The following is a 20,247-nucleotide window of genomic DNA, read 5'->3' as shown; positions in this document are numbered from 1 at the left end:
CGGGCGATCCGTTAGCCGGCCAGGGCCAATTCAGCCGCCTCGGTGGGACTCGGCGGAGTTACCGCGGTCGAGGGCCGCAGGGCGATCCAAGCGGCCACGCCACCGGCGGCGACGAGTACGGCCGCCACCACCAGGCCGGTGCGGTAGCCGGTCAGGAAGGCGTCGGTGGCCGAGTGACCCTGAGCCAGCGCGGTTGTCTGGCGCGCTACCAGGATGGCGCCGATGACGGTGATCCCCAACAGTCCGGCCACCTCCCGGGAGGCGTTGAAGAGGGCGGATGCGACTCCGGACTGCTCGACCGGCATCACCGCCAGCACCGAGGTGGTGAGCGGGATGGTCAAGCCACCGCCGATGCCGATGATCGCGAAACTCGGCATCAGATCGAGGAAGGATGCCGACTCGCCGAGCATGCTCACCGAGGCGATCCCGGCGGCCATCAGGAACATGGCGAATGCGGTGGAGCGGTGGGCGCCGAAGCGCAGGGCCACCCGCTCGGAGACGATCGCGCTCACCGCCATCAGCAGCGCCATCGGGACGAAAGCGAGCCCGGCCTTCGTCGGGGAGAAGCCGAGCACGTTCTGCAGGTACAGCGAAGTGAAGAAGTAGATCCCGAAGAGGCCGAAGGCCCACATCATCAAGGCAATCGTGCCTCCGCTGAAGGCGCGCTCGGTGAAGAGGGCAACGTCCACCATGGGGGCGGCACTGCGGCGTTCGATCTGGATGAAGACGACGAGCATCACCGCCGACAGCGCGAATGCGCCGAGAATCGTCACTGAAGTCCAGCCCTTGTCGTGGCCCTCGATCAGCGCGTAGGTCAGTGTGAAGAGGGCGAGCGCGGAGGTGATGAGTCCCGGGAGGTCGAGTCCGCGGGCTGTGCTCTCGCGGGACTCGGTGATCGCCCAGGCCCCGAGGGCCAGCGTCGCGACACCGACCGGAACGTTGATGAAGAAGATCCAGCCCCAGGATGCGTGCTGGCTCAGCACCCCGCCGAGCAGCGGACCGACGGCCAGGGCCAGTGCGCCGACGGCACTCCAGATGCCGACCGCGGCGTTGCGGGCTTTGGTGTTGGTGAAGGTCGCCGAGATGATCGCCAGCGTCGTCGGGGTAACCAGAGCAGCACCCAGCCCCTGCACTACGCGGGCCGCGATCAGGGTGACCGAACTGTCGGAGAGGCCGGCGGCCAGCGAGGCAATCGTGAAGATGCCGAGGCCGATGAGGAACAGGCGCTTGCGCCCGAAGGCGTCGGCCAGTCGACCGCCGACGAGCAGGAGGCCGGCGAAGGTCAGGATGTAGCCGCTCACCACCCACTCCAGTCCGGAGACCGAGAGCTGCAGATCGCGCTGGATGGCGGGCATCGCCACATTGATGATGTTGTTGTCGAGGTAGGTCATGAAGGTCGCGAGGGCGACGGCGAGCAGCGCCCAGCGCGCCCGGCGAGGTGCGGTCTGATTGTCAGAAACGGTGGTCATCTCGGGCTCCCTATACGGCGTACATGTACAACGTATAGTAGGCCTGTACCGCGTATAGTTGTCAAGCGTGATCCTCAAAACCGCGCCGGTTGACGCGCGTCCGCAGCTGAGCCGCTCGGCGGTGATCGACCGCGCCTTCACCATCGCGGATGCCGAGGGTCTGGCCGCGGTGACGATTCGCCGGCTGGCCCAGGAGTTGGGCGTCACCCCGATGGCCCTCTACTGGCACTTCAAGAACAAGGACGAGCTCTTCGATGCGATCGGCGACGACGTGATCGGCCGGATCGAGCTCAGCGCCGACACCGCTGCGCGCTGGGACGAGCGACTGCGGGTGATCGTGACCAACCTGGTCACCGTGCTGCGGGCCCACCCGAGTCTCGCCAACCTGGCGGCGACCCGGATCGTCGCGTCTGAGCACGGACTCGAGCTCACTGAGCAGACGCTGTCGCTGCTGCGCTCAGCCGGATTCAGCGTCGCGGAAGCGGCCAACCTTGCGCATCAGGCGCTGCATACGGCGATCATGCTCTGCAGCGCTGAGCCCGGATTGGAGCTCGGCGTCGTGGATACCGATGCCGCGTTGGCGGCGAAGCGGGCGCGGCTGGCCTCACTTCCGGCCGACCGGTACCCGCATGTGATCGAGGCTTCCGACGACCTCATCGACTGCGACGACGAGGAGTTCTACTACAGCGCCGGCATCGACCTCTTCATCGCCGGTGTCCGGGGGATGCACCAGCTGCGCGTCAGCGGAGACTGATCCTCGTCAGCGGAGACTGATCCGCCACACGAAGCGCAGCCCCGACCAGTCCTCGTCGATGGCCGCGTTCTTGTTGTCGACCAGCCCCGAGGGCAGGATCAGTTCGCGCAGTACTTCGCCGTCGATGTCGCTGCGGTGTCCGGCTGCTCGTCGAGGCCAGGCGATCCAGAGTCCACCAGCCGGACGGATGCGCGTGCCGAGCACCTGGTAGCCGGCCACGACCTCGGCCGCTGCCGTGAAGAAGGCCAGGATCACGTCGACTGGCCCGCTCTCGATGAGCTCCAAGTCAGCCGGCGGGTCGGCCAGGCTCCACCCAGCCGGCTGATTGATCAGCGCCAGTCGTAGTCCCGGCCGCAGCCCGAGCTTTCGGGCCTGGGACGACGATGCCGAACTCCCGACGATCGAATCGCCCATGGAACTAAGCCCATCCCAGGTCGTGCAACCGGTCGTCGTCGATGCCGAAGAAGTGCCCGATCTCGTGCACCACGGTGATCGCCACCTCGTCGGCGACCTCCTCCTCCGTCGCACAGAGTTGCAGGATCGGCCGTCGATAGATGGTGATCGTGTCCGGGGTGGCGAAGCTGTAGTCGGATAGACGCTCGGTCAGCGCAACCCCGACGTAGAGTCCGAGCGTCTCGGGCTCGTCGGGGTTCTCCTCCTCGATCTGGATGACGACGTTGCCCAGCCGGGAGGCGAACTCCGCCGGGATCGCGTCGAGGGCATCCTCCACGAGTGCGGCGAAACGTGCCCGCGACATGGTGATCATGTTCAGCGAGCTTAGTGACGAGCCGCCGCCATCAGCGGAACTAGTTGTGGAACTGGGGGATCATCAGCCAGAGGCCGTAGAGCACAGCACCGGCGCAGACGGCGAAGCAGGTTCCGGAGATCGCGTACCCGATCGGCCGGCTCTGGGCCGGCGGGGCGACGCCGTCGGCGTCTGTGCCGGTCTCACCTCGAATCCAGGAGACTCCGACGATCCCGATCGCGAAGAGCACGACGATCGCGACGCCGAACACGAAGCTGACCCCGACGACCTTTCCCAGCGAGGCCCAGTCGATGAACGGCTTCGACCCAGTGGCTGCGGTGGCTGTGGTGGCTGCGTTGGCAGCGGCGGCGATGGCGCTGTGACTCATGCGTGGACTCCGCTCAGACCGCGATCGGTGCCGCTGCGGGCTCCGGGATGGGGGCAGGGTCAGGGACGAGGGCCAGGGACGAGGGGAGGTCGTTGACGTTCTCGCTGGTCACCGGCGCGCGGCGGGAGCGCATGACGATGAACCCGACGAGCAGCAGGGCGACGACCGCGACGGCGAGCACTCCGCCGTTGCCCTGGCTGGCCAATTTGCCGGCCATCGCGCCGATCAACGCGGCCACCGGGAGGGTGAAGAGCCAGGCCAGGGCCATCCGTCCAGCCACGTTCCAGCGCACCTCGGCCAACCGTCGCCCGAGCCCGGCACCGAGGATGCCCCCTGAGCAGACCTGGGTCGTGGAGAGGGCGAATCCCATGTGGGCGGAGGCGAGCAGGACGGCCGTCGAAGCGGTCTCGGCCGCGAAGCCCTGGGGCGATTCGATGTCGGTCAAGCCCTTACCCATCGTGCGGATGATGCGCCAGCCGCCGACGGCGGTGCCGAGGCCGATCGCCAAGCCGGAGGTCAGGATGACCCACGGCAGCGGGCCGGAGCCGCTGGCCTGGTAGCCGTTGATGATGAGGACCAGCGTGATGACGCCCATCGTCTTCTGCGCGTCACCGGTGCCGTGGGCCAGCGAGACCATGGAGGCCGACATGGTCTGGCCCCGTCGGAAGCCACCCTCGGCCGTCTTCTTATCGGCGCGATGGGTGATCGTGTACGCGGCGTACGTGCCGATCAGGGCCACGAGGCCGCAGACGAAGGGGGAGATGAGCGCGGGCAGGATGATCTTGGAGAAGACCATGTTGAAGTTGATGGCGTCGACACCGACCACCACCCAGACCGCTCCGATCAGGCCGCCGAAGAGCGCGTGCGAGGAGGAGGAGGGGAGTCCGATGAGCCAGGTGACCAGGTTCCAGAGGACGGCGCCGATGAGTCCGGCGAAGATGATCGCGGTGCCGTTGACACCCGGCGCGGTGAGTTTGCTGTCGTCGATGATCCCGCCCGAGATCGTCTTGGCGACCTCGGTGGAGATGAAGGCACCGATCACGTTGAGAATCCCGGAGATTACGACGGCAACCCGCGGACGCAACGCTCCGGTGGCGATGGAGGTGGCCATCGCGTTGGCCGTGTCATGGAACCCGTTGGTGAAGTCGAACGCCAGGGCCGTGACGATCACGACGACGACCAAGAACGAGACGTCCATGTACGAGCCCAGTCTGTGAGGGGATTTTTAGCTGTTGGGACGAGACCCGCGGGCTAGCACGCCCCGCTCGGCGAAGCTATCGACTTTAGGTGAACAGAACATGAACGGTTTGCATCAGATCGTCAGGTTCAGTACTCAGGCCCAGCAAGGGTCGTCGGCCAGGGCGACTAACCCGGCCAGGATGACGTCCAGGCCGAAGGCGAAGCGCTCGTCGCCGTCCGGACCGGTGAGGGCCGAGCCGAGCATCGCCATGACCGGATAGCGATCGGCCGGGAGAGCGACGTAGAACTCGTGGACTCGGGTGAAGTACTCGGCGGCGGTCTCCGGGTCCATGCCCGAGCGGGAGAAGGTGCTCTCCTCGAAGGCGATCGCCGTGATGTAGAGCCCGATCAGGTCAGCCGCCATACCGACGATCCGGGGCGGCAACCCGCCGGCGTTGAGCAGGGCGGTGACCCCCTCGGCACCGGCTAGGCCCTTCTCGGACATCGGCACTCGGCCGGCTCCGGCCATCGCGACCTCGGCATGGTCCTGCAGCATCCGGCGCATCCCGCCGATCACCTCGCGAATCTGCTCCCGCCAGCGGGCCGGGTCGGGGGTCGGGATCGGCACCCGGGATATCAACTCGTCGTACATCAACTCGAGCAGCTCGTCCTTATTGCGCACGTAGGCATAGAGGGAGGCGGCTCCGGTGCCGAGCCGTTCGGCCACCCGGCGCATGGAGAGCGCGTCGGCCCCGCCCTCGTCGAGGACGTCGATTCCCGCCTGGACGATGACGTCCACGCTCAGGGCTGGCTTGCGATCGACCCGCCCCAGGCGGTCGGGGCGTCGCGGCGCGGGGGGAAGTGGGCTTGACTCGGACACGAACGTGAATCTACGCTACGAACAATGTTCGTGAGTGCGAACGTTGTATTTGCACTCGCAACTTGTGTTCCAATATTTCGAAACAGGGAGAAGTAATGTCCGTCCAACCGGTTGTGAGCCTTCCGCGGAAGTGGCTCATCCTCGCCCTCGTGCTGGCCGCAGAGTGCATGGATCTCTTCGACAGCACGATCGTCAACGTCGCGGCGCCGACGATCAAGGAGGATCTGAACGCCAGCGCCACCGCCCTGCAGTGGATCACCGGTGGCTATGCGCTCACCTTCTCCATCGGCCTCATCACCGGCGCCCGCCTCGGCGATATCTACGGCCGCAAACGGTTGTTCATCATGGGGGCCTACGGATTCGTCCTGGCGTCGCTGGCCTGCGCGCTGGCCCCGAACGCCGAACTGCTGATCACCTTCCGCCTCATTCAGGGCTTCGCCGCCGCGCTGCTCATCCCCCAGGGGCTGGGCATCATGCGGGCCACCTTCTCCCCGAAGGATCTGCCCACCGCGTTCGGCATCTTCGGGCCGGTGATCGGCCTATCCGCGGTGCTCGGGCCGATCCTCGGTGGCGTCCTCGTCGACGCGGACCTCTTCAACACCGGCTGGCGGCTGGTCTTCCTCATCAACCTGCCGTTGGGCCTGATCGCCGCGCTCGGTGCGTCGAAGTACTTCCCGGAGTCGATGGACGAGACTCCACCCAGCCTCGACGTCGTCGGGACGCTGCTGGTCGCGGCGTTCGCCGGTCTGCTGGTCTTCCCGCTCATTCAGGGCCGTGAGTACGGCTGGCCGTTCTGGACGTACGCGATGATGCTGGCCAGCGCGGCGAGTCTCGGGCTGCTGGTTCTGTGGACCATCTCCCGACAGCGCCGGCACAAGGACCCGCTGGTCGTGCCGAGCATCTTCGCCCATCGCGGCTACAGCGCCGGCCTGGTGATGATCCTCGTCTTCTTCGCCGGGATGATCGGCACCATGCTGACGATGACCCTGTTCCTGCAGATTGGTCAAGGATTCTCGGCCATTCATGCCGGTCTGACGCTCGGCCCGTTCGCCTTCGGGATGGCCGTCGGTGCTGCCCTGGGATCGGCCGTGCTGGTGCCGAAACTGGGTCGCACCGCGCTGCAGATCGGCGGCCTCATCGGTGGTGTCGGCATCGCCTGGATGTGGCTCACCGTGCACAACAACGGACTGCACACCAGCTCGTTGGAGCTCGTCGGGCCGCAGCTCGTCTGGGGTATCGGCACCGGCATGATCGTGGCCCCGCTCTTCGACTTCATCCTCGCCGCCGTCACCGATGAGGAGACCGGTTCGGCCAGCGGTGTCCTCAATGCGGTGCAGCAGTTGGCCGGGGCGATCGGAGTCGCGGTCCTCGGGACGATCTTCTTCAGCCGGGTCGAGCACTACGGATTCGTCTCGGCGATCGAAGTCTGCTTCATCGTCGAGCTCTGCCTGACGCCCGTGCTGCTCGGCCTCTCGGCGATGCTGCCGAAGCATGCCCGCGACCCGATGGCCGAGTTCGAGCGCGACGTGCAGCAGGCCGGCAACGACGGCATCAACGACGGCATCAGCGAGGGCAGTCAGGAGCAACCAGCTAAGTTCGAAGGATGACGAGCACCGAAGAGAGCTTCGAAGAGCCCGAAGAGTTTGCCGAGCTGAACCCGGACGATCTGACGGTGGCCGACCTGACCACCGCCGAGAAGGCCACCGAACTGCTGCGTCTGCACACAGCTCCGCAGTTGCTGAAGCTGGTGAACGTCTGGGATGTCATCACCGCGCAGGTGGTCGCCGCGACTCCCGGCACCAAGGCGCTGGCTACCGCGAGTCATTCGATCGCCGCGGCCCACGGGTACCCGGACGGTGAGCAGATTCCGCGGGTGCTCATGATCGATGCAGTGGCCCGGATCGCCGCGTCGGTGAAGCTACCGGTGACGGCAGACCTGGAGGCGGGGTACGGCGACGTCGGCGAGACCATCAGCCGGGCCATCGACGTCGGAGTGGTCGGGGCCAATCTGGAGGACCAGCTCAAGCCGCTGCCCGAGGCGGTACGCGCGGTGAGCGACGCGGTCGAGGCCGGTGAGCGGGCCGGGGTTGGCTTCGTGCTCAATGCCCGCACCGACGCATTTCTGCGGGGAGCCGACCGAGATCCCAAGGCTGTGCTGGCTGACGCGATCGAGCGCGGACGGGCTTACCTGGACGCCGGTGCCGCTTGCTTCTTCGTCCCGGGAAAGCTGGACGAGCCGACGGTCGGCGCGCTGGTCGAGGCGCTGGGTCGGGGAAGGATCAGTGTGATCGCCGTTCCGGGCTCGCTCAGCCTCGAGCGGCTGGAGCAGCTCGGGGTGGCCCGCGTCTCCTACGGCCCGTACAGCCAGAACGTCGCCCTCACGGCGTTGGCCGAGTTGACCGAGAGCGTCTATGCCGGTGGCGAGCTACCGGCCAGCATGCGGCGCCTGAACTAGCCGGCTGGCTAACTGGCGGGACGGCTAACGCTGGCGGGACGGCTAACGCTGGCGGGACGGCTAACGCTGTGTTCGGCTGCCGCACTCGGTCATCGCGAGGGCGATCGCGTCCTCGTCCAGCGCGGGGATGCTCAGTCCGCGACGGGGCACCGACTCGGCGAAGAGTCCGTCCAGCAGGATCTCCAGGTAGCGGCGCCAGATCTCTGGATTCGAGGGGCCGGCGTAGTCGGTGATGGAGCCGATCATCCATAGAATTATTGGGATATCGTTCTCGTTGGCCTCGGGCCGGAGCAGTCCGGCGGCGCGGGCCCGATTCAGGATGCGCGTCGCGATCGGAGCCAGCCGGTCGCGCACTTCGTTGGCGTCGGGGAGGCCGATGTTCGAGGTCATCGCCTCGCGGAGCCCGGCGTCGTTGGCCTGCGTTGCGCAGACGCCGTAGAGGAACGACTCGATCGCTTCACGGGGGTCGCTGATCGTCTCGGCGTCTTCGAGAATCTGCTGGACCTTGTTGATGCGGTCCTGGAAGAGGGCGACCAGCAGACCTTGCTTGCTCTCGAAGTGCCGGTACGCCGTGGCGACTCCGACGCCGGCATGCTGGGCGATCTCGTCGAGGGTGGCGTGCGCGCCGCGCAGGCAGAAGACCTCGTCGGCGGCGGCGAGGAGCAGAGCTCGGTTTCGGGCCACGTCCTTACGGACTGACTTCTCGATGAGCATCTGTTTCTCCTCTCCACCGCCGACAGGCGGCTATCTGTGGCGCCGCCGACGGGCGACTGTAGGGATTTCGCTGGATGATTCTAGTGAGCCATGACCGGCTCGGCGTCGGGGTTGTACTCCGGCACCGCTCCTCGAAGCACGACGAAACCGATCAGCGAACCGACCGCGAAGATCGCGGCCGACCACCAGAACGCGACGACGTAGCTGTGCACGGCGGCGTTGGCCAGGACACTGGTCGCCGGCGGGTTGCTGGTGGCGTGGTCGATGACGTAGTTGGTCGCGGCGGTGGCCGCCAGGGTGCTCAGCAGTGCGGTGCCGATTGACCCGCCGACCTGCTGCCCGATGTTCACCAATGCCGAGGCGACGCCCGCGTCGTCGGCCTTGACACCGGAGGTGGCCAGGCTCATCGCGGAGGAGAAGACCAGGCCCAGACCGGCGCCGATGACCATGATGCCCGGGAGGATGTGGATGGCGTACTGGGGTTCGACCGTGATTCGAGTGAGCAGCACCATGCCGAAGGCGGCGATCAGCATGCCCGGACCGATGAGCCAGCGCGGGCCGAGCTTGGTGGCCAGCACCGCCGTGCCGACGGTGGCGACGACCATGATCACGCCGACCATCGGCAGGAAGGCCAGGCCGCTGCGCACCGCGCTGTAGCCCAGAGTTGCCTGCAGGTAGTAGGTCAGGAAGAGGAAGACGCCGAACATGCCGATGCCGGAGATGAAGATGGCGATGTAGGCACCGGCCCGGTTGCGGTCGGCCAGCACGCGCATCGGCAGTAGTGGGTGCGCGGCGCGCTGCTGGAGGAAGACGAACGCCCCGAGCAGGATGACGCCGGCGGCCAGGAAGCTGATCGTGACGGCGTCGGCCCAGCCACCGGTCGCGGCGTGGGCGAAGCCGTAGACGAGGCTGAAGAGGGCAACCGAGACGACGATGGCGCCGGGGATGTCGAGCTTCGGGCGCACCTGGGCGACCGTGTGCTTGAGGAAGATGTAGCCACCGATGAACGCCGCGATCGCGAAGATCAGGTTGACGTACATGCACCAGCGCCAGGAGAGGTACTCGGTGAGGATCCCACCGAGCAGCAGGCCGACACCGGCGCCGCTACCGGCGATCGCACCGTAGATTCCGTAGGCCTTCGCGCGCTCCTTGGGCTCGGTGAAGGTGGTGGTGAGCAGCGATAGCGCGGCCGGGGCCAGCAGTGCGCCGAAGGCGCCCTGTACGGCGCGGGCGGTGACCAGCATTCCGAAGCCGTCGGCCGCGCCGCCGACCGCCGAGGCGACGGCGAAGCCGGCGAGGCCGATGAGGAAGATGCGCTTGCGGCCGAAGAGATCGGCCAGGCGGCCACCCAGGAGCAGCAGGCTGCCGAAGGCGAGCGCGTAGGCGGTGATGATCCACTGCCGCTCGCTGTCGGAGAAGCCAAGCGCCTGCTGGGCGGACGGGAGGGCGATGTTCACGACGGTCGAGTCGAGGACGACCATGAGCTGGGCCAGGCCGAGGACGCCGAGGATGCTCCAGCGGTGGCGGTGGTGAGGGTTCTCGTGCTCGGCGGTGGCGGCGACGTTGCCGTCCGGCCGCACCTCTTCGCTGGTTAGCGTCATTTCTTGGTGCTCCTTGGCGGTGGATCGTGAGAGTGGAATCCGAAAAAGGAGCCAATGACTCCGTTTCGATGAAAACGCTACCAGGGAAACGGAGGCTGTCACTTCGTTTTGATGTCTACCTCGTCACTCTCGACGGCGCCGCATCGAATCGCGCGGCGAACTGCGACGATGGTCGGCGTGACCACAGAAACGCTGAGCGCCGCCGACGTCGAGGAGGCGGCGCTGCGACTGGCCGACGTGATCGAGTCGTCGCCGCTGCAGATCTGCGAGCGGCTCTCGCGGGAATCAGGGTGGCAGGTCTACCTCAAACGGGAGGACCTACAGGCGGTACGCAGCTACAAGCTGCGGGGGGCCTTCAACCTGATGTCGCAGCTGAATGAGTCGGAACGGGCGGCCGGGGTCGTCTGTGCCAGCGCCGGAAACCACGCGCAGGGAGTGGCGTTCGCGAGCAAGCGGCTGGGGATCAGCGCGCGGGTGTACCTGCCCCGGACGACGCCCCGGCAGAAGCGTGACCGGATTCGGGTGCACGGTGGCGAGCGGGTCGAGCTGATTCTGGTCGGCGACACCTACGACGACGCAGCGGCCGCGGCGCTGGCCGATGTTCGGGCGACGGGGGCCACCCTGGTGCCGCCGTTCGACGACCGGCGGACGATGGCCGGGCAGGGGACGATCGGAGCCGAGATTCTGGCCCAGTTGCCGAAGCCGCCCGATGTCGTCGTGGTGCCGGTCGGCGGGGGTGGGCTCATCGCCGGGCTGCTGGCCTACCTGGCCGAGCGGGCGCCGCGGGTACGGGTGGTCGGTGTGGAGCCGGCCGGGGCTGCGTCCATGACGGCGGCATTGGCGGCGGGTGCACCGATGACGCTGCACGAGATGGACCCATTCGTCGACGGAGCTGCGGTGCGCCGGGTCGGTGACTTGCCGTACGAGATCGTCGCGGCGGCGGCTGCGGCGGACGATGCCGGGGATCGGGAGAGCTTCCGGATGGTGGAGGTCGACGAGGGTGCGATCTGTACCGAGATGCTGGCGCTGTACCAGAACGAGGGCATCATCGCCGAGCCGGCGGGGGCGCTGGCCGCGGCGGCGGTCGGGTTGATCGGTGAGCTGCGCCTCGAGCTACCGGAGGACGCGGTGGTGGTGGCGCTGGTGTCAGGTGGGAACAACGATGTGTCGCGTTACGGCGAGGTCGTCGAGCGGTCGCTCGTGCACAGCGGGCTGAAGCACTACTTCCTGGTTGAGTTCGCCCAGAAGCCGGGTGCGCTGCGGCAATTCCTGGACGAGGTGCTCGGTCCGGAGGATGACATCACGCTCTTCGAGTATGTGAAGCGGAACAACCGCGACACGGGGCCGGCGTTGGTCGGCATCGAGATCGGGGCGGTCGAGGCGCTGCCCGGCCTGCTGCAGCGCATGGAGGAGTCACCGATGCGCATCGAGCAGATCGACCCGGGTTCGCCCGCCTATGCCTATCTGACCTGAATCCCCAGTATCTTGCTGGACATTTAGCATTGACCGCAGCTGGCCATCTTCACGACGCTCCGCTAGACGCTACGTGTTTGCCTCGGTATCCGGTGGTTTCTCGGGTGGTGGGTCGGGGTCGCTCAGCGGTGGGGTGATGGATTGGTAGTGGTGGCCGGTTGGGGTGCTCCAGTGGTAGTTGCCGTGGGTGTCGCGGTGGGTGATGTTCCAGCCGAGTTGGTGTTTGAGCCGGTGGTGTCGGCGGCAGAGGGCGTTGAGGTTGCAGGCGCTTGTGCAGCCGGTGGGATACGGGATGCGGTGGTCGAGATCGCAGCGGCGAGCGGGTCGGGTGCAGGTGGGGAAGGCGCAGGTCCGGTCTCGGGTGATGACGTGTTCGGTGAGGTCGCGGGGTGGTGTGTAGGTGCTGCGGCCGCGGTCGAGGAGGGTGCCGGACAGTGGGTCGGTGATCAGGCGGCGCCAGGTGCCGGTGGGGTCGGCGGCGATGCGTCGGGCCAGGGCGGCGGGGATCGGGCCGTACCCGTCGAGGTCCCCCGGCAACTCATCCAAGCCCAACAGGGTGGTTGCGGAGACGGTGACGTGAACGCTGGGTCGCAGGCCGTGGGCTTTCGGCAGCCCCGGATCGTTCAACGCCCGCAGGGCGATGTTCAGGAACGCGTCGGCTCGGCGTTGGTCGGCGGTCCGCCCATCGCCGGGGGCCTGAGCTTTCGACTGGTCGGCGACGGCGTTGACGGCGACCATCACCGCGTCGGCGGCGTCGGCGGGGAGGTAGGCCCAGATCGCGGCCATCCCGTCGTCGTGGGCGAACCGGGCGACCCGACGTTCCTTCACCGCGTCTTCGTGGGCCTGGGCATCGGTCTTGGGGTTGAACTTGGCGACGGCGCGGCGGACGGTGCCGGTGAACTGGGTCGGCGTCTGATGCCCCACCTTGCCCAGCACCGCGTCCTCGACCTGGGAGGCGATCCGGTCGTCGCTGATGTTGGTGATGGCACCGACGAGGGTCATCGCGTGCCGCAGTGTCGTCCGACCCTCCAACAGCAACCGATGCGTGGTCGGGATCCGGTGGACCAGGGTCACGGCGTGGTCCAACGCGAACCCGGCTGTCCGCGGCGGGATCTGCAGCGCACACGACACGTCCGCCTCCGCGGCTTCGAACGCCAACTCCGGCACCGGGGATAGCTCCGCCGCATGAGCACTGATCGAAGCCAGCAGGCCGGCTTCGGTCGCGGCGAACCAGGCCTGCTGACGGCGGACCGCGACCAACAGATCCACCCGCCCAGCATGGGTCAACCGCTCCGGATCCAGCACCCCCAACAACGCCCCCGTCTCAGGACCCGGCTCATGCGCCGCCAACCACGAAGCCACACCGTCGGGGAACATCACCGCATCGGCAAACGACGGAACCCGCGAGGAGACAGAGGTGTCCTCCTCGCGGCCCTCGTACGGTGTTCCCTCCATACCCAGAACCGTAGCGGTGAGGTACGACAAAAAGGTCGAAAGCGAGGAGATGCCGAGTAAAAGCAGGGTGATTCGCTGGGAGCAGTGGCTGTCTACGGATGCAGCACGCTGAACGTCACCGAGCTTCCGGCGCCGGGAACCACTGCGTTGAGCACGTTCGTCGCCACGCCGCAACCAGTGAACTCACCGATCGAAAGCTGCCCACTCAGGCCGCCACCAGTAGCCGGGTTGAAGGTCCCGGCGCCACCCGACGCGAGATGGAGCTTTACCGGCGCCTTGGTGCGGCACTCCGATGAGGTCACCGGAAGCAGTCCGAATAGCTTCACCGATTTCAACGCCACCGAGAAGACCGACTCGGCCGTGGCGCTCAGGTTCGCGCTCACTCGCCCGGTCACCGCGCCAACCGGCGTGAACGCCGCCGTCACCGTGATGGGCACGAATCCGAAGAGCGTCCCGTCGATCACCGCCGGCGGCACCGTTAGTGAGCCGGTGAATCGGCCGTCCGCCGACGCTGGTCGAACCCGCAGCGTCCCCGGGCCGAGCCGCCCGGACCCACTCACCGAAGGAAGCGTGAAGATCCCGGTCAGCGAATAGGTCGTCGCCACCACCGGCGGTGCTGCGGCCGAAGGGGCTGGGAGCGCCGACGTGCGCGTCACGACGGGTGTCGGTGTCGGCGCCTTCCCCGGCGCAGGAGTCGTTGCCGGAGCGTGCGACGGTGTGGGCGTTGCCGGCCGCGGCGAGGGAGTCGTGCAGGTACCCCCCGGGGCCGCGATGGAGCCACCGGCGCAGACGCGCGCGGTGTGAGTGAAGATCGTGTTGTCCCGTCCGGGCGTCGTTGTACAGACGACCGAGGCCGGGAGGCTCACCGACGTGCCATCGGCGGTGGCCGCCGCCAGCTGCAGCACGAACGAATCGGCCTTCAACGAGTACGGCGTGCTGGAGGCATAGGAGAAGGTGGGCGCTCCGCCCAGCCAACCGCCGACTAGCGCCAGTGGCGTACCGGGTGTCGCCGGCAGTGCGAGCAGTGCGGCCAACGTCGAAGTCGAGGTCGGCGAGCTCGGCGACACCTGCGGACCGAAGACGCCCCCGACGGACGCCGCGTGCAGCTGGCGAAGCTCATCGACCACCTCGGCCGAGAGGATCAGGCTGACCGACGTCAGGCGCACCGAACTGTCGACGGAGGGACTGCCGGCCCCCGGAGCGGTCGAGGATGGGCTGGAACTGACGGCGGAGCCCGCGCCGCCGGCGGCCCAGGCGACCAGGGCCGTGATCGAGTGCGAAGTCGCTCCCGGGAACGCGCAGTCGTAGCCCAACTGCACCGGGTTCGGGGCGTCGGAGTTTCCGACCGCAGCGGCACCGCCGGCGCTCAGGTAGACGGCCGCCGTCGTCGTGGCCGAGATCGCGACCGCTGCACCGAGGAGCATCCGCGAGGCGCGCAGGATGCGGGAGTGGCGCGCGTTGAACGGTGTCACGGCATCCCCCGTGCTCGTGCGGCGACAGGCGAAATTCAGCTTGTCGACTGTCACGATGCCAACATTCAGAACGGTAGGCAAGTTGAAATGGGTTCTTCGCCAGGTCTGTGACATCGGCGTGACCTAACGCCTGAAGTTGCCTCCCACCACGCGTGAACGGCCCCTGAACTGCGGGTGGATTGCCGTCGAACAGTGCTGGTGGCGGGATGTGAACCGTGAATCCGGCGGCGCCGATTCGGCGGCGTCAGTAATCTGGGTAGGTGATTGATCTCCGCCTGCTCCGCGACGAACCCGAACTAGTGCGCGCCTCGCAGCGCGTCCGGGGCGCGGACCCGTCCCTTGTCGACACGTTGCTGGCCGCCGACGCTGCCCGTCGAACGGCGGTCTCGCGCGCCGATGACCTGCGCGCCGAGCAGAAGCCGCTGGGTCGGCTGGTGGCCAAGGCGACCCCGGAGGACCGCCCCGCGCTACTGGCCCGGGCCAAGGAATTGGCCGACGGGGTGAAGGCGGCCGAGGCCGAGCAGTCCGCAGCCGACGAGGCGCTTCGGGCGGCCCACCTGGCTATTCCGAACGTCGTTCAGGACGGTGTTCCGCCCGGTGGCGAGGCCGACTTCGTCACCCTCGAACTGGTCGGCACCCCGCCCGTCGTCGAGAACCCGAAGGAACACACCGAGATAGGCGCGCTGCTCGGGGCGATCGACACCGAGCGGGGAGCCAAGGTAAGCGGCGCCCGCTTCTACTTCCTCACCGGCATCGGCGCCCAGCTCGAACTCGCCCTGGTGAATATGGCGATGGCCCAGGCCACCGCCGCCGGCTTCATCCCGATGATCGCCCCGGCGCTGGTGAAGCCGGAGACGATGGAGGGAACCGGCTTCCTCGGCGCTCACTCCGACGAGGTCTACCGGTTGGCCGACGACGACCTTTATCTGGTGGGAACGTCGGAGGTGGCCCTGGCCGGGTACCACTCGGGCGAGATCCTGGACGCGGCCGCACTGCCGCTGCGCTACGCCGGATTCTCATCCTGCTTCCGGCGTGAGGCGGGCTCCTACGGCAAGGACACCAAGGGCATCATCCGGGTGCACTGGTTCGACAAGGTCGAGATGTTCTCCTACATCGGGGTCGAGGAGGCGGCCGAGGAACACCAGCGGCTGCTGGCCTGGGAGCGCGAGTTCATGGATGCACTGGAACTCTCCTACCGGGTCATCGACGTCGCGGCCGGCGACCTCGGCTCCAGCGCGTCGCGGAAGTTCGACATCGAGGCCTGGTTCCCGTCCCAGGGCGCCTACCGCGAGCTGACCTCGACCTCCAACTGCACGACCTTCCAGTCCCGCCGACTCAACATCCGTTCCCGGGCCGCGGCCACCGACGGCGGCAAGGGCGTGGTCGGGCCGGTCGCCACTCTCAACGGGACGCTCTGCGCGGTGGCCCGAACCATCGCCTGTCTCCTCGATCATCACCAGCAGCCGGACGGCTCGGTCTACGTCCCGGCGGCGCTGCGCCCGTGGCTCGGCGGTCGCGACCTACTCACCCCGGTGGCCCGTTGATCGACGGCCCGCTGCCGGGTGTGCGACTCGTCGCCACGGACATCGACGGCACCCTGCTGCGCTCGGACTACACCATCTCCGACCGCTCCCGGGCGGCGATCGCCCAGGCCGCCGAGGCTGGACTGCTGATCGTCTTCGTCACCGGTCGTCCACCCCGCTGGCTGGACGAGATCGGCTCGATGACCGGCCACACCGGTGTGGCGGTCGCGGCCAACGGCGCCGTCACCTATGACCTGCACTCGGCCGAGATCATCAGCACCCACCCGCTGCAGCCCGAATTGATCCGAAGCGTCACGAGCGCGCTGCGGGATCGCTTCCCCGACGTCACCTTCGGCCTGGAGTACGGGCTGAGCTTCGGCCACGAGCCGGAATACCGTCATGACTGGGAGATCAGCCCCACCCACGACCGGGCCGGCAACCCGATCGCCCCGCCGACCGTCGGCCACCTCGACGAGATCGGCCTGCACCCGGCGGTGAAGCTGCTGGCCAAGGACCGCACGGCCAATCCCGATGAGTTCATGGCGGCGGCGGCGGAGTTGCTGCACGGCCAGGCGACGGTCACTCATTCGTCGAAGACGGCGCTGCTGGAGATAGCCGCAGCCGGAATCACCAAGGCGACCGGGCTGGCCGACATCGCGGCCCGGGAAGGTTTCGCGCCCAGCGAGGTGGCGGCGATCGGCGACATGCCCAACGACCTGCCGATGTTGGCCTGGGCCGGGCACTCCTTCGCCGTCTCGAACGCCCACCCGTCCGTGCAAGCGGCGGCCGATCACGTGGTGGGGTCGAACGACGACGACGCGGTGGCCCAGCTCATCGAACGGGTGCTGCACACCTATCGCTGAACGAGCAGTTCGCGGATTGAGTAATCGTCCGGGAATAGTTCATCCAGGAAATTATTCGAAACACTCAAGTATCCGTTTTTGAGGTCGATGGTGTCCCCAAGTCGAGCGGCAAGAAGCCGTCGGCCATCGGGAGGCAGTAGCCATGAGGATCGACGAGTTCAGAGAGAGTCTGAGGACGAGACGCAAACGCGTCCTATTCGTCTCGTTCGCCGTGCTCCTGGTTGGCGGCGGCGCGGCCGTCACGGGGACGCTCTCCACCTTCACCTCCACCCAGAGCAAGGCCCAGTCCATCTCCAGCGGCACCTTCACCTTCGCCCTCAATGACCCCGGCGCCGGCGCGCTCTTCTCGACCAACGTCTCCGGGCTGGCTCCGGGTGACTTCGCCGATCGCCTGGTAAATGTCGTGAACGCCGGCTCGATCAACTATGGGTCGGTCGCGATTGCCGTCACCGCACCCACCACCAGCAGCCTGCTGGACACCGACGCGACCAACGGCCTCAAGCTCGCCGTCGACGACTGTTCGGTGCCCTGGACGCAGGCCTCGGCCACAGTCGCCGCGACCTGTAGCGGGACGACCACAGCCGAGACGGCGCTGACCCCGGTCGCGACGCTGAAGGCCACCGGACCCTCGTACTCGACCGGCCTGGTGGCCCTCACCGGAGGCACCGACTACCTGCGCATTCACTACAACCTGCCGAGCGGCTCGACGGGGACCTCCGGACTCACCTCGGTGCTGAACTTCGCCTTCACGGCGACGCAGGCCACCGGCGGTGCCTACCACTAACCAGGGCGGGCGGAGACTCGATCAGCGATGACTGCGCTGCTGTGGGTGGTCAGAGGGCTGCGCTGGTTCGTCAGCGCGGCCCTGCTGGCGTCCGTGCTGCTGAGCGCGGTGGTCGTGGCGATCGGTCTTACCGGTGTGCTGCACATTCGGGGCGAGCTGACCGGCAGTATGGCGCCGCGGATTCACGTCGGCGACCTGGTGATCTACCGACCCGAGAAGGCCGAAGACGCCCGTCCGGGGCAGATCATCAGCTTCAACCGGGCCGGCACCCAACTGCCGGTGACCCACCGCATCGCGCAGCTCAGCATCGCCGACGGCACGGTGAACATCGTGACCAAGGGCGACGCCAACGACTCCGTCGACGCGCGCGAGGCGATCTTTCCAGCGCAGCAGACGGTCTGGCATGAGGTCGGCGTCATCTCCGGCGTGGGGCGCCTGATCAACCGCCTGACCGGACGTAGCGGGGTCGGCTTCATTCTCGGCTTCCTGCCGCTCTTCTTCGCCCTGCCCTGGTTGGAGCGGCTCATCCGGCAGCTCCCCGATGCGGCGGAATTGCTTGATAATTACGACTACTCCTCGCTGGCCATCCTGGCCCGGCCCCGCAATGCCCCGGCGGTGACGGCGTGACGGGGACCGGTCGGCGGCGGTTGCTCTTCGCGCTGATCGCGACCGTGCTGGTGGCCAGTGCCTCGATCGTCGGCACAGAATCCTCCTACGTTTCAAGCCAGAACTCGTCGCAGCAGGTCGGTACCGCGCCGCTCATCCAGGTCGGGCCGGGCACCCCGGCCGCCACCTCGCCGCAGACCTACAGCATCAGCGGACTGGCCCCGGGCAGTTACTCAGACCAGTTGGTAAACCTGCGCAACGACGGAACGCCGACCACACCGGCGATTGAGATTGCCCTGACCAGTGCGACCAATACTTCGCTGGACACCGATGCGACCAACGGCCTGCGCGTCGCCATCGATCTGTGCAGTGTCGCCTGGCAGCAGAGTGCACCCGGCCTGCCGGCGGCCTGCGCCGGTACGACGACGGTGGTCTTCGCAGCGACGGCGTTGGCCACCGCGAAGGCGGCTAGCCCGTCGGCCCAACTGACCGCTGGGCTGGCGTCGCTGACGAATCCGGGTGTCGATCACCTCCGCGCCCGCTTCGCGCTCCCGGCCGCCGCCCCCGTCGGGTACAGCGCGCTGACCTCGAAGCCGACGCTGACCGTCTGGGGCGCCAGCGGCCCGGCCAGTCCCACCACGGTCACCGCGGGCGCCGGGGACGGGCAGCTCACCGCGACCTGGAACGCCTCGGCCGGCGGCTACGGGCTGGCCGTCTCCGGCTACACCGCGACGGCCACCCCCGGTGGTGGAACCTGCACGACGACGAGCGCACTCACCTGCGTGATCAGCGGCCTCACCGACGGGATCACCTACACGGTAAAGGTCTCCGCGACCAACTCCGCGGCCACCGGCAGCGCCTCCTCCGGCGCATCAGCGATTCCGTTCCCGGCGCTGATCATCGGGACCGGGCACGTGCTCTGGCTGGACGGCGCGGACCTCACCACTCTCTTCCAGGACACGGCGGGGACGAACCCGGTCACGACGGCTGGCCAGTACATCGCCCGCTGGAAGGACAAATCCGGTTCCAACAACGACGTGCTGGCGCCGGGAACCCCGAGCACGACCGCCCCCACGGCCGACACCGCCACCTTCGGCGGCAAGGTCGCCCCGACGTTCAGTGCCAGCCGATACCTGACCTTGGCGACCGGCTTCCCGACCGCCTCGGACTACAGCGTGCTCGCCACATACGAGGCGACGACGAATGGCGGCGCGTGCCACAACAACATCATCGCCGGGACCAGTGGCACCGGCCACGTCTTCTACACCAACAGCGGTGGTGGCCTGACGCTCTACCACTCGGCACCCTTCGCGACCACCACGCTCGGCAAGACCGTCAATGTCGCCTATATCGGTAGCGGTACCTTCGTGAACACTTCGAAGCTGGGAAGCGTCGACGTGAACGCGGCACCGGCGGTCACCGGCACAGCCAGCACGAACAACCCCACCGATGCCGGCATCCAGATCGGAGCGCATCAGAGCAGCAACGGCTTCTGCGGGATGATCCCTGAGGTGATGGCCTTTAGCCGGGCGCTGTCGACGGCGGAGCGGCGGACGCTGCAGGAGTACATGGCCCGGAAGTGGAGCATCGCGATCACGGCGCAGGCGCCCACCGCGGCCGCGGCCAGTGTTGCCAGCACTACCTCGGCCACCGTCTCGTGGAGCGTGCCGGCCTGGGACGGCGGGGCGTCGGTGACCGGCTACACGGTGACCTCGAGTCCGGGCGGACTGACCTGCAGCGCGGCGACGACGAGCTGCACGGTGACCGGGCTGACGCACTCGACGCCGTACACGTTCACGGTGACGGCGACGAACTCCGCAGGCGTCGGAGCCGCGTCGAGCCCATCGGGTTCAGTGACGCCGTAGCGGCTAACGGCGGCGGCATGA

The 20,247-nt window shown here is 67.7% G+C and carries 19 protein-coding genes; 9 read left to right on the top strand and 10 right to left on the bottom strand.

What is annotated here, in order from left to right; genetic code table 11:
• Nucleotides 1–11: 11 nt before the first annotated feature.
• On the bottom strand, nt 12–1,469 hold the full coding sequence (locus tag CPH63_RS03415) for an MFS transporter (RefSeq protein WP_096301581.1): 1,458 nt from the start codon (nt 1,467–1,469) through the stop codon (nt 12–14).
• A gap of 67 nt (nt 1,470–1,536) precedes the next feature.
• On the opposite strand from CPH63_RS03415, the gene CPH63_RS03410 reads away from it, so the two are divergent.
• On the top strand, nt 1,537–2,223 hold the full coding sequence (locus CPH63_RS03410; RefSeq protein WP_172892152.1) for a TetR family transcriptional regulator: 687 nt from the start codon (nt 1,537–1,539) through the stop codon (nt 2,221–2,223).
• A gap of 6 nt (nt 2,224–2,229) precedes the next feature.
• Here the strand turns inward: CPH63_RS03410 and CPH63_RS03405 are convergent, their stop codons facing one another.
• The 5 genes from CPH63_RS03405 to CPH63_RS03385 all read right to left on the bottom strand — a co-directional run bounded on the left by CPH63_RS03405 (nt 2,230) and on the right by CPH63_RS03385 (nt 5,415).
• Entirely contained in the window at nt 2,230–2,637 is a 408-nt protein-coding gene (locus tag CPH63_RS03405) for a hypothetical protein (RefSeq protein WP_096301579.1), read from the bottom strand.
• A gap of 4 nt (nt 2,638–2,641) precedes the next feature.
• Complete coding sequence (locus tag CPH63_RS03400) at nt 2,642–2,989, bottom strand: metallopeptidase family protein (RefSeq protein WP_096301578.1); 348 nt, start codon at nt 2,987–2,989, stop codon at nt 2,642–2,644.
• A gap of 40 nt (nt 2,990–3,029) precedes the next feature.
• Nucleotides 3,030–3,356 carry a hypothetical protein gene (locus tag CPH63_RS03395; protein WP_096301577.1) on the bottom strand — a complete coding sequence of 109 codons (327 nt, stop codon included), beginning with the start codon at nt 3,354–3,356 and terminating at the stop codon, nt 3,030–3,032.
• A 13-nt stretch (nt 3,357–3,369) separates the two neighbouring features.
• Nucleotides 3,370–4,554: an inorganic phosphate transporter gene (locus CPH63_RS03390; RefSeq protein ID WP_096301576.1), complete on the bottom strand. Its 1,185-nt coding sequence runs from the start codon at nt 4,552–4,554 to the stop codon at nt 3,370–3,372.
• Nucleotides 4,555–4,689: 135 nt separating this feature from the next.
• Nucleotides 4,690–5,415 (bottom strand): TetR/AcrR family transcriptional regulator, encoded by a 726-nt coding sequence (locus CPH63_RS03385; RefSeq protein WP_096301575.1) that lies wholly within the window; start codon nt 5,413–5,415, stop codon nt 4,690–4,692.
• Nucleotides 5,416–5,510: 95 nt separating this feature from the next.
• On the opposite strand from CPH63_RS03385, the gene CPH63_RS03380 reads away from it, so the two are divergent.
• Together CPH63_RS03380 and CPH63_RS03375 are read left to right on the top strand one after the other, a co-directional pair.
• Nucleotides 5,511–7,022, top strand: coding sequence for an MFS transporter (locus CPH63_RS03380; RefSeq protein ID WP_096301574.1), 1,512 nt, complete (start codon nt 5,511–5,513; stop codon nt 7,020–7,022).
• A 74-nt stretch (nt 7,023–7,096) separates the two neighbouring features.
• The gene (locus CPH63_RS03375; protein WP_371364834.1) at nt 7,097–7,870 is read left to right on the top strand and encodes an isocitrate lyase/phosphoenolpyruvate mutase family protein; all 774 of its coding nucleotides are present in this window, start codon (nt 7,097–7,099) and stop codon (nt 7,868–7,870) included.
• A 60-nt stretch (nt 7,871–7,930) separates the two neighbouring features.
• Here the strand turns inward: CPH63_RS03375 and CPH63_RS03370 are convergent, their stop codons facing one another.
• Together CPH63_RS03370 and CPH63_RS03365 are read right to left on the bottom strand one after the other, a co-directional pair.
• Nucleotides 7,931–8,584: a TetR/AcrR family transcriptional regulator gene (locus tag CPH63_RS03370; protein WP_096301572.1), complete on the bottom strand. Its 654-nt coding sequence runs from the start codon at nt 8,582–8,584 to the stop codon at nt 7,931–7,933.
• A gap of 80 nt (nt 8,585–8,664) precedes the next feature.
• Nucleotides 8,665–10,185, bottom strand: a complete 1,521-nt coding sequence (locus tag CPH63_RS03365) for an MFS transporter (RefSeq protein WP_096301571.1) — start codon at nt 10,183–10,185, stop codon at nt 8,665–8,667.
• A 168-nt stretch (nt 10,186–10,353) separates the two neighbouring features.
• On the opposite strand from CPH63_RS03365, the gene ilvA reads away from it, so the two are divergent.
• Complete coding sequence (ilvA, locus tag CPH63_RS03360) at nt 10,354–11,658, top strand: threonine ammonia-lyase IlvA (protein ID WP_096301570.1); 1,305 nt, start codon at nt 10,354–10,356, stop codon at nt 11,656–11,658.
• Nucleotides 11,659–11,727: 69 nt separating this feature from the next.
• Here ilvA and CPH63_RS03355 read toward each other — a convergent pair whose 3' ends face one another.
• Entirely contained in the window at nt 11,728–13,113 is a 1,386-nt protein-coding gene (locus CPH63_RS03355; protein WP_096301569.1) for an HNH endonuclease signature motif containing protein, read from the bottom strand.
• Nucleotides 13,114–13,205: 92 nt separating this feature from the next.
• Nucleotides 13,206–14,639: a hypothetical protein gene (locus tag CPH63_RS03350; RefSeq protein WP_096301568.1), complete on the bottom strand. Its 1,434-nt coding sequence runs from the start codon at nt 14,637–14,639 to the stop codon at nt 13,206–13,208.
• A 206-nt stretch (nt 14,640–14,845) separates the two neighbouring features.
• Between CPH63_RS03350 and serS the strand changes: the two genes are divergently transcribed.
• The 5 genes from serS (at nt 14,846) to CPH63_RS03325 (ending at nt 20,226) form a co-directional block, all read left to right on the top strand.
• On the top strand, nt 14,846–16,129 hold the full coding sequence (serS, locus tag CPH63_RS03345) for a serine--tRNA ligase (RefSeq protein ID WP_096301567.1): 1,284 nt from the start codon (nt 14,846–14,848) through the stop codon (nt 16,127–16,129).
• Entirely contained in the window at nt 16,126–16,971 is an 846-nt protein-coding gene (locus CPH63_RS03340; protein WP_096301566.1) for an HAD family hydrolase, read from the top strand. The genes serS and CPH63_RS03340 overlap by 4 nt, the downstream gene beginning before the upstream one ends.
• 142 nt (nt 16,972–17,113) lie before the next feature.
• Nucleotides 17,114–17,755 (top strand): hypothetical protein, encoded by a 642-nt coding sequence (locus tag CPH63_RS03335; protein ID WP_096301565.1) that lies wholly within the window; start codon nt 17,114–17,116, stop codon nt 17,753–17,755.
• Nucleotides 17,756–17,782: 27 nt separating this feature from the next.
• Nucleotides 17,783–18,382, top strand: coding sequence for a signal peptidase I (locus CPH63_RS03330; RefSeq protein ID WP_096301564.1), 600 nt, complete (start codon nt 17,783–17,785; stop codon nt 18,380–18,382).
• Nucleotides 18,379–20,226: a fibronectin type III domain-containing protein gene (locus CPH63_RS03325; protein ID WP_096301563.1), complete on the top strand. Its 1,848-nt coding sequence runs from the start codon at nt 18,379–18,381 to the stop codon at nt 20,224–20,226. The genes CPH63_RS03330 and CPH63_RS03325 overlap by 4 nt, the downstream gene beginning before the upstream one ends.
• The last annotated feature ends 21 nt before the right edge of the window (nt 20,227–20,247 follow it).

Source organism: Jatrophihabitans sp. GAS493 (assembly GCF_900230215.1).
Lineage (GTDB): Bacteria > Actinomycetota > Actinomycetes > Mycobacteriales > Jatrophihabitantaceae > MT45.
This window is presented reverse-complemented; position numbering and strand designations above follow the sequence as displayed.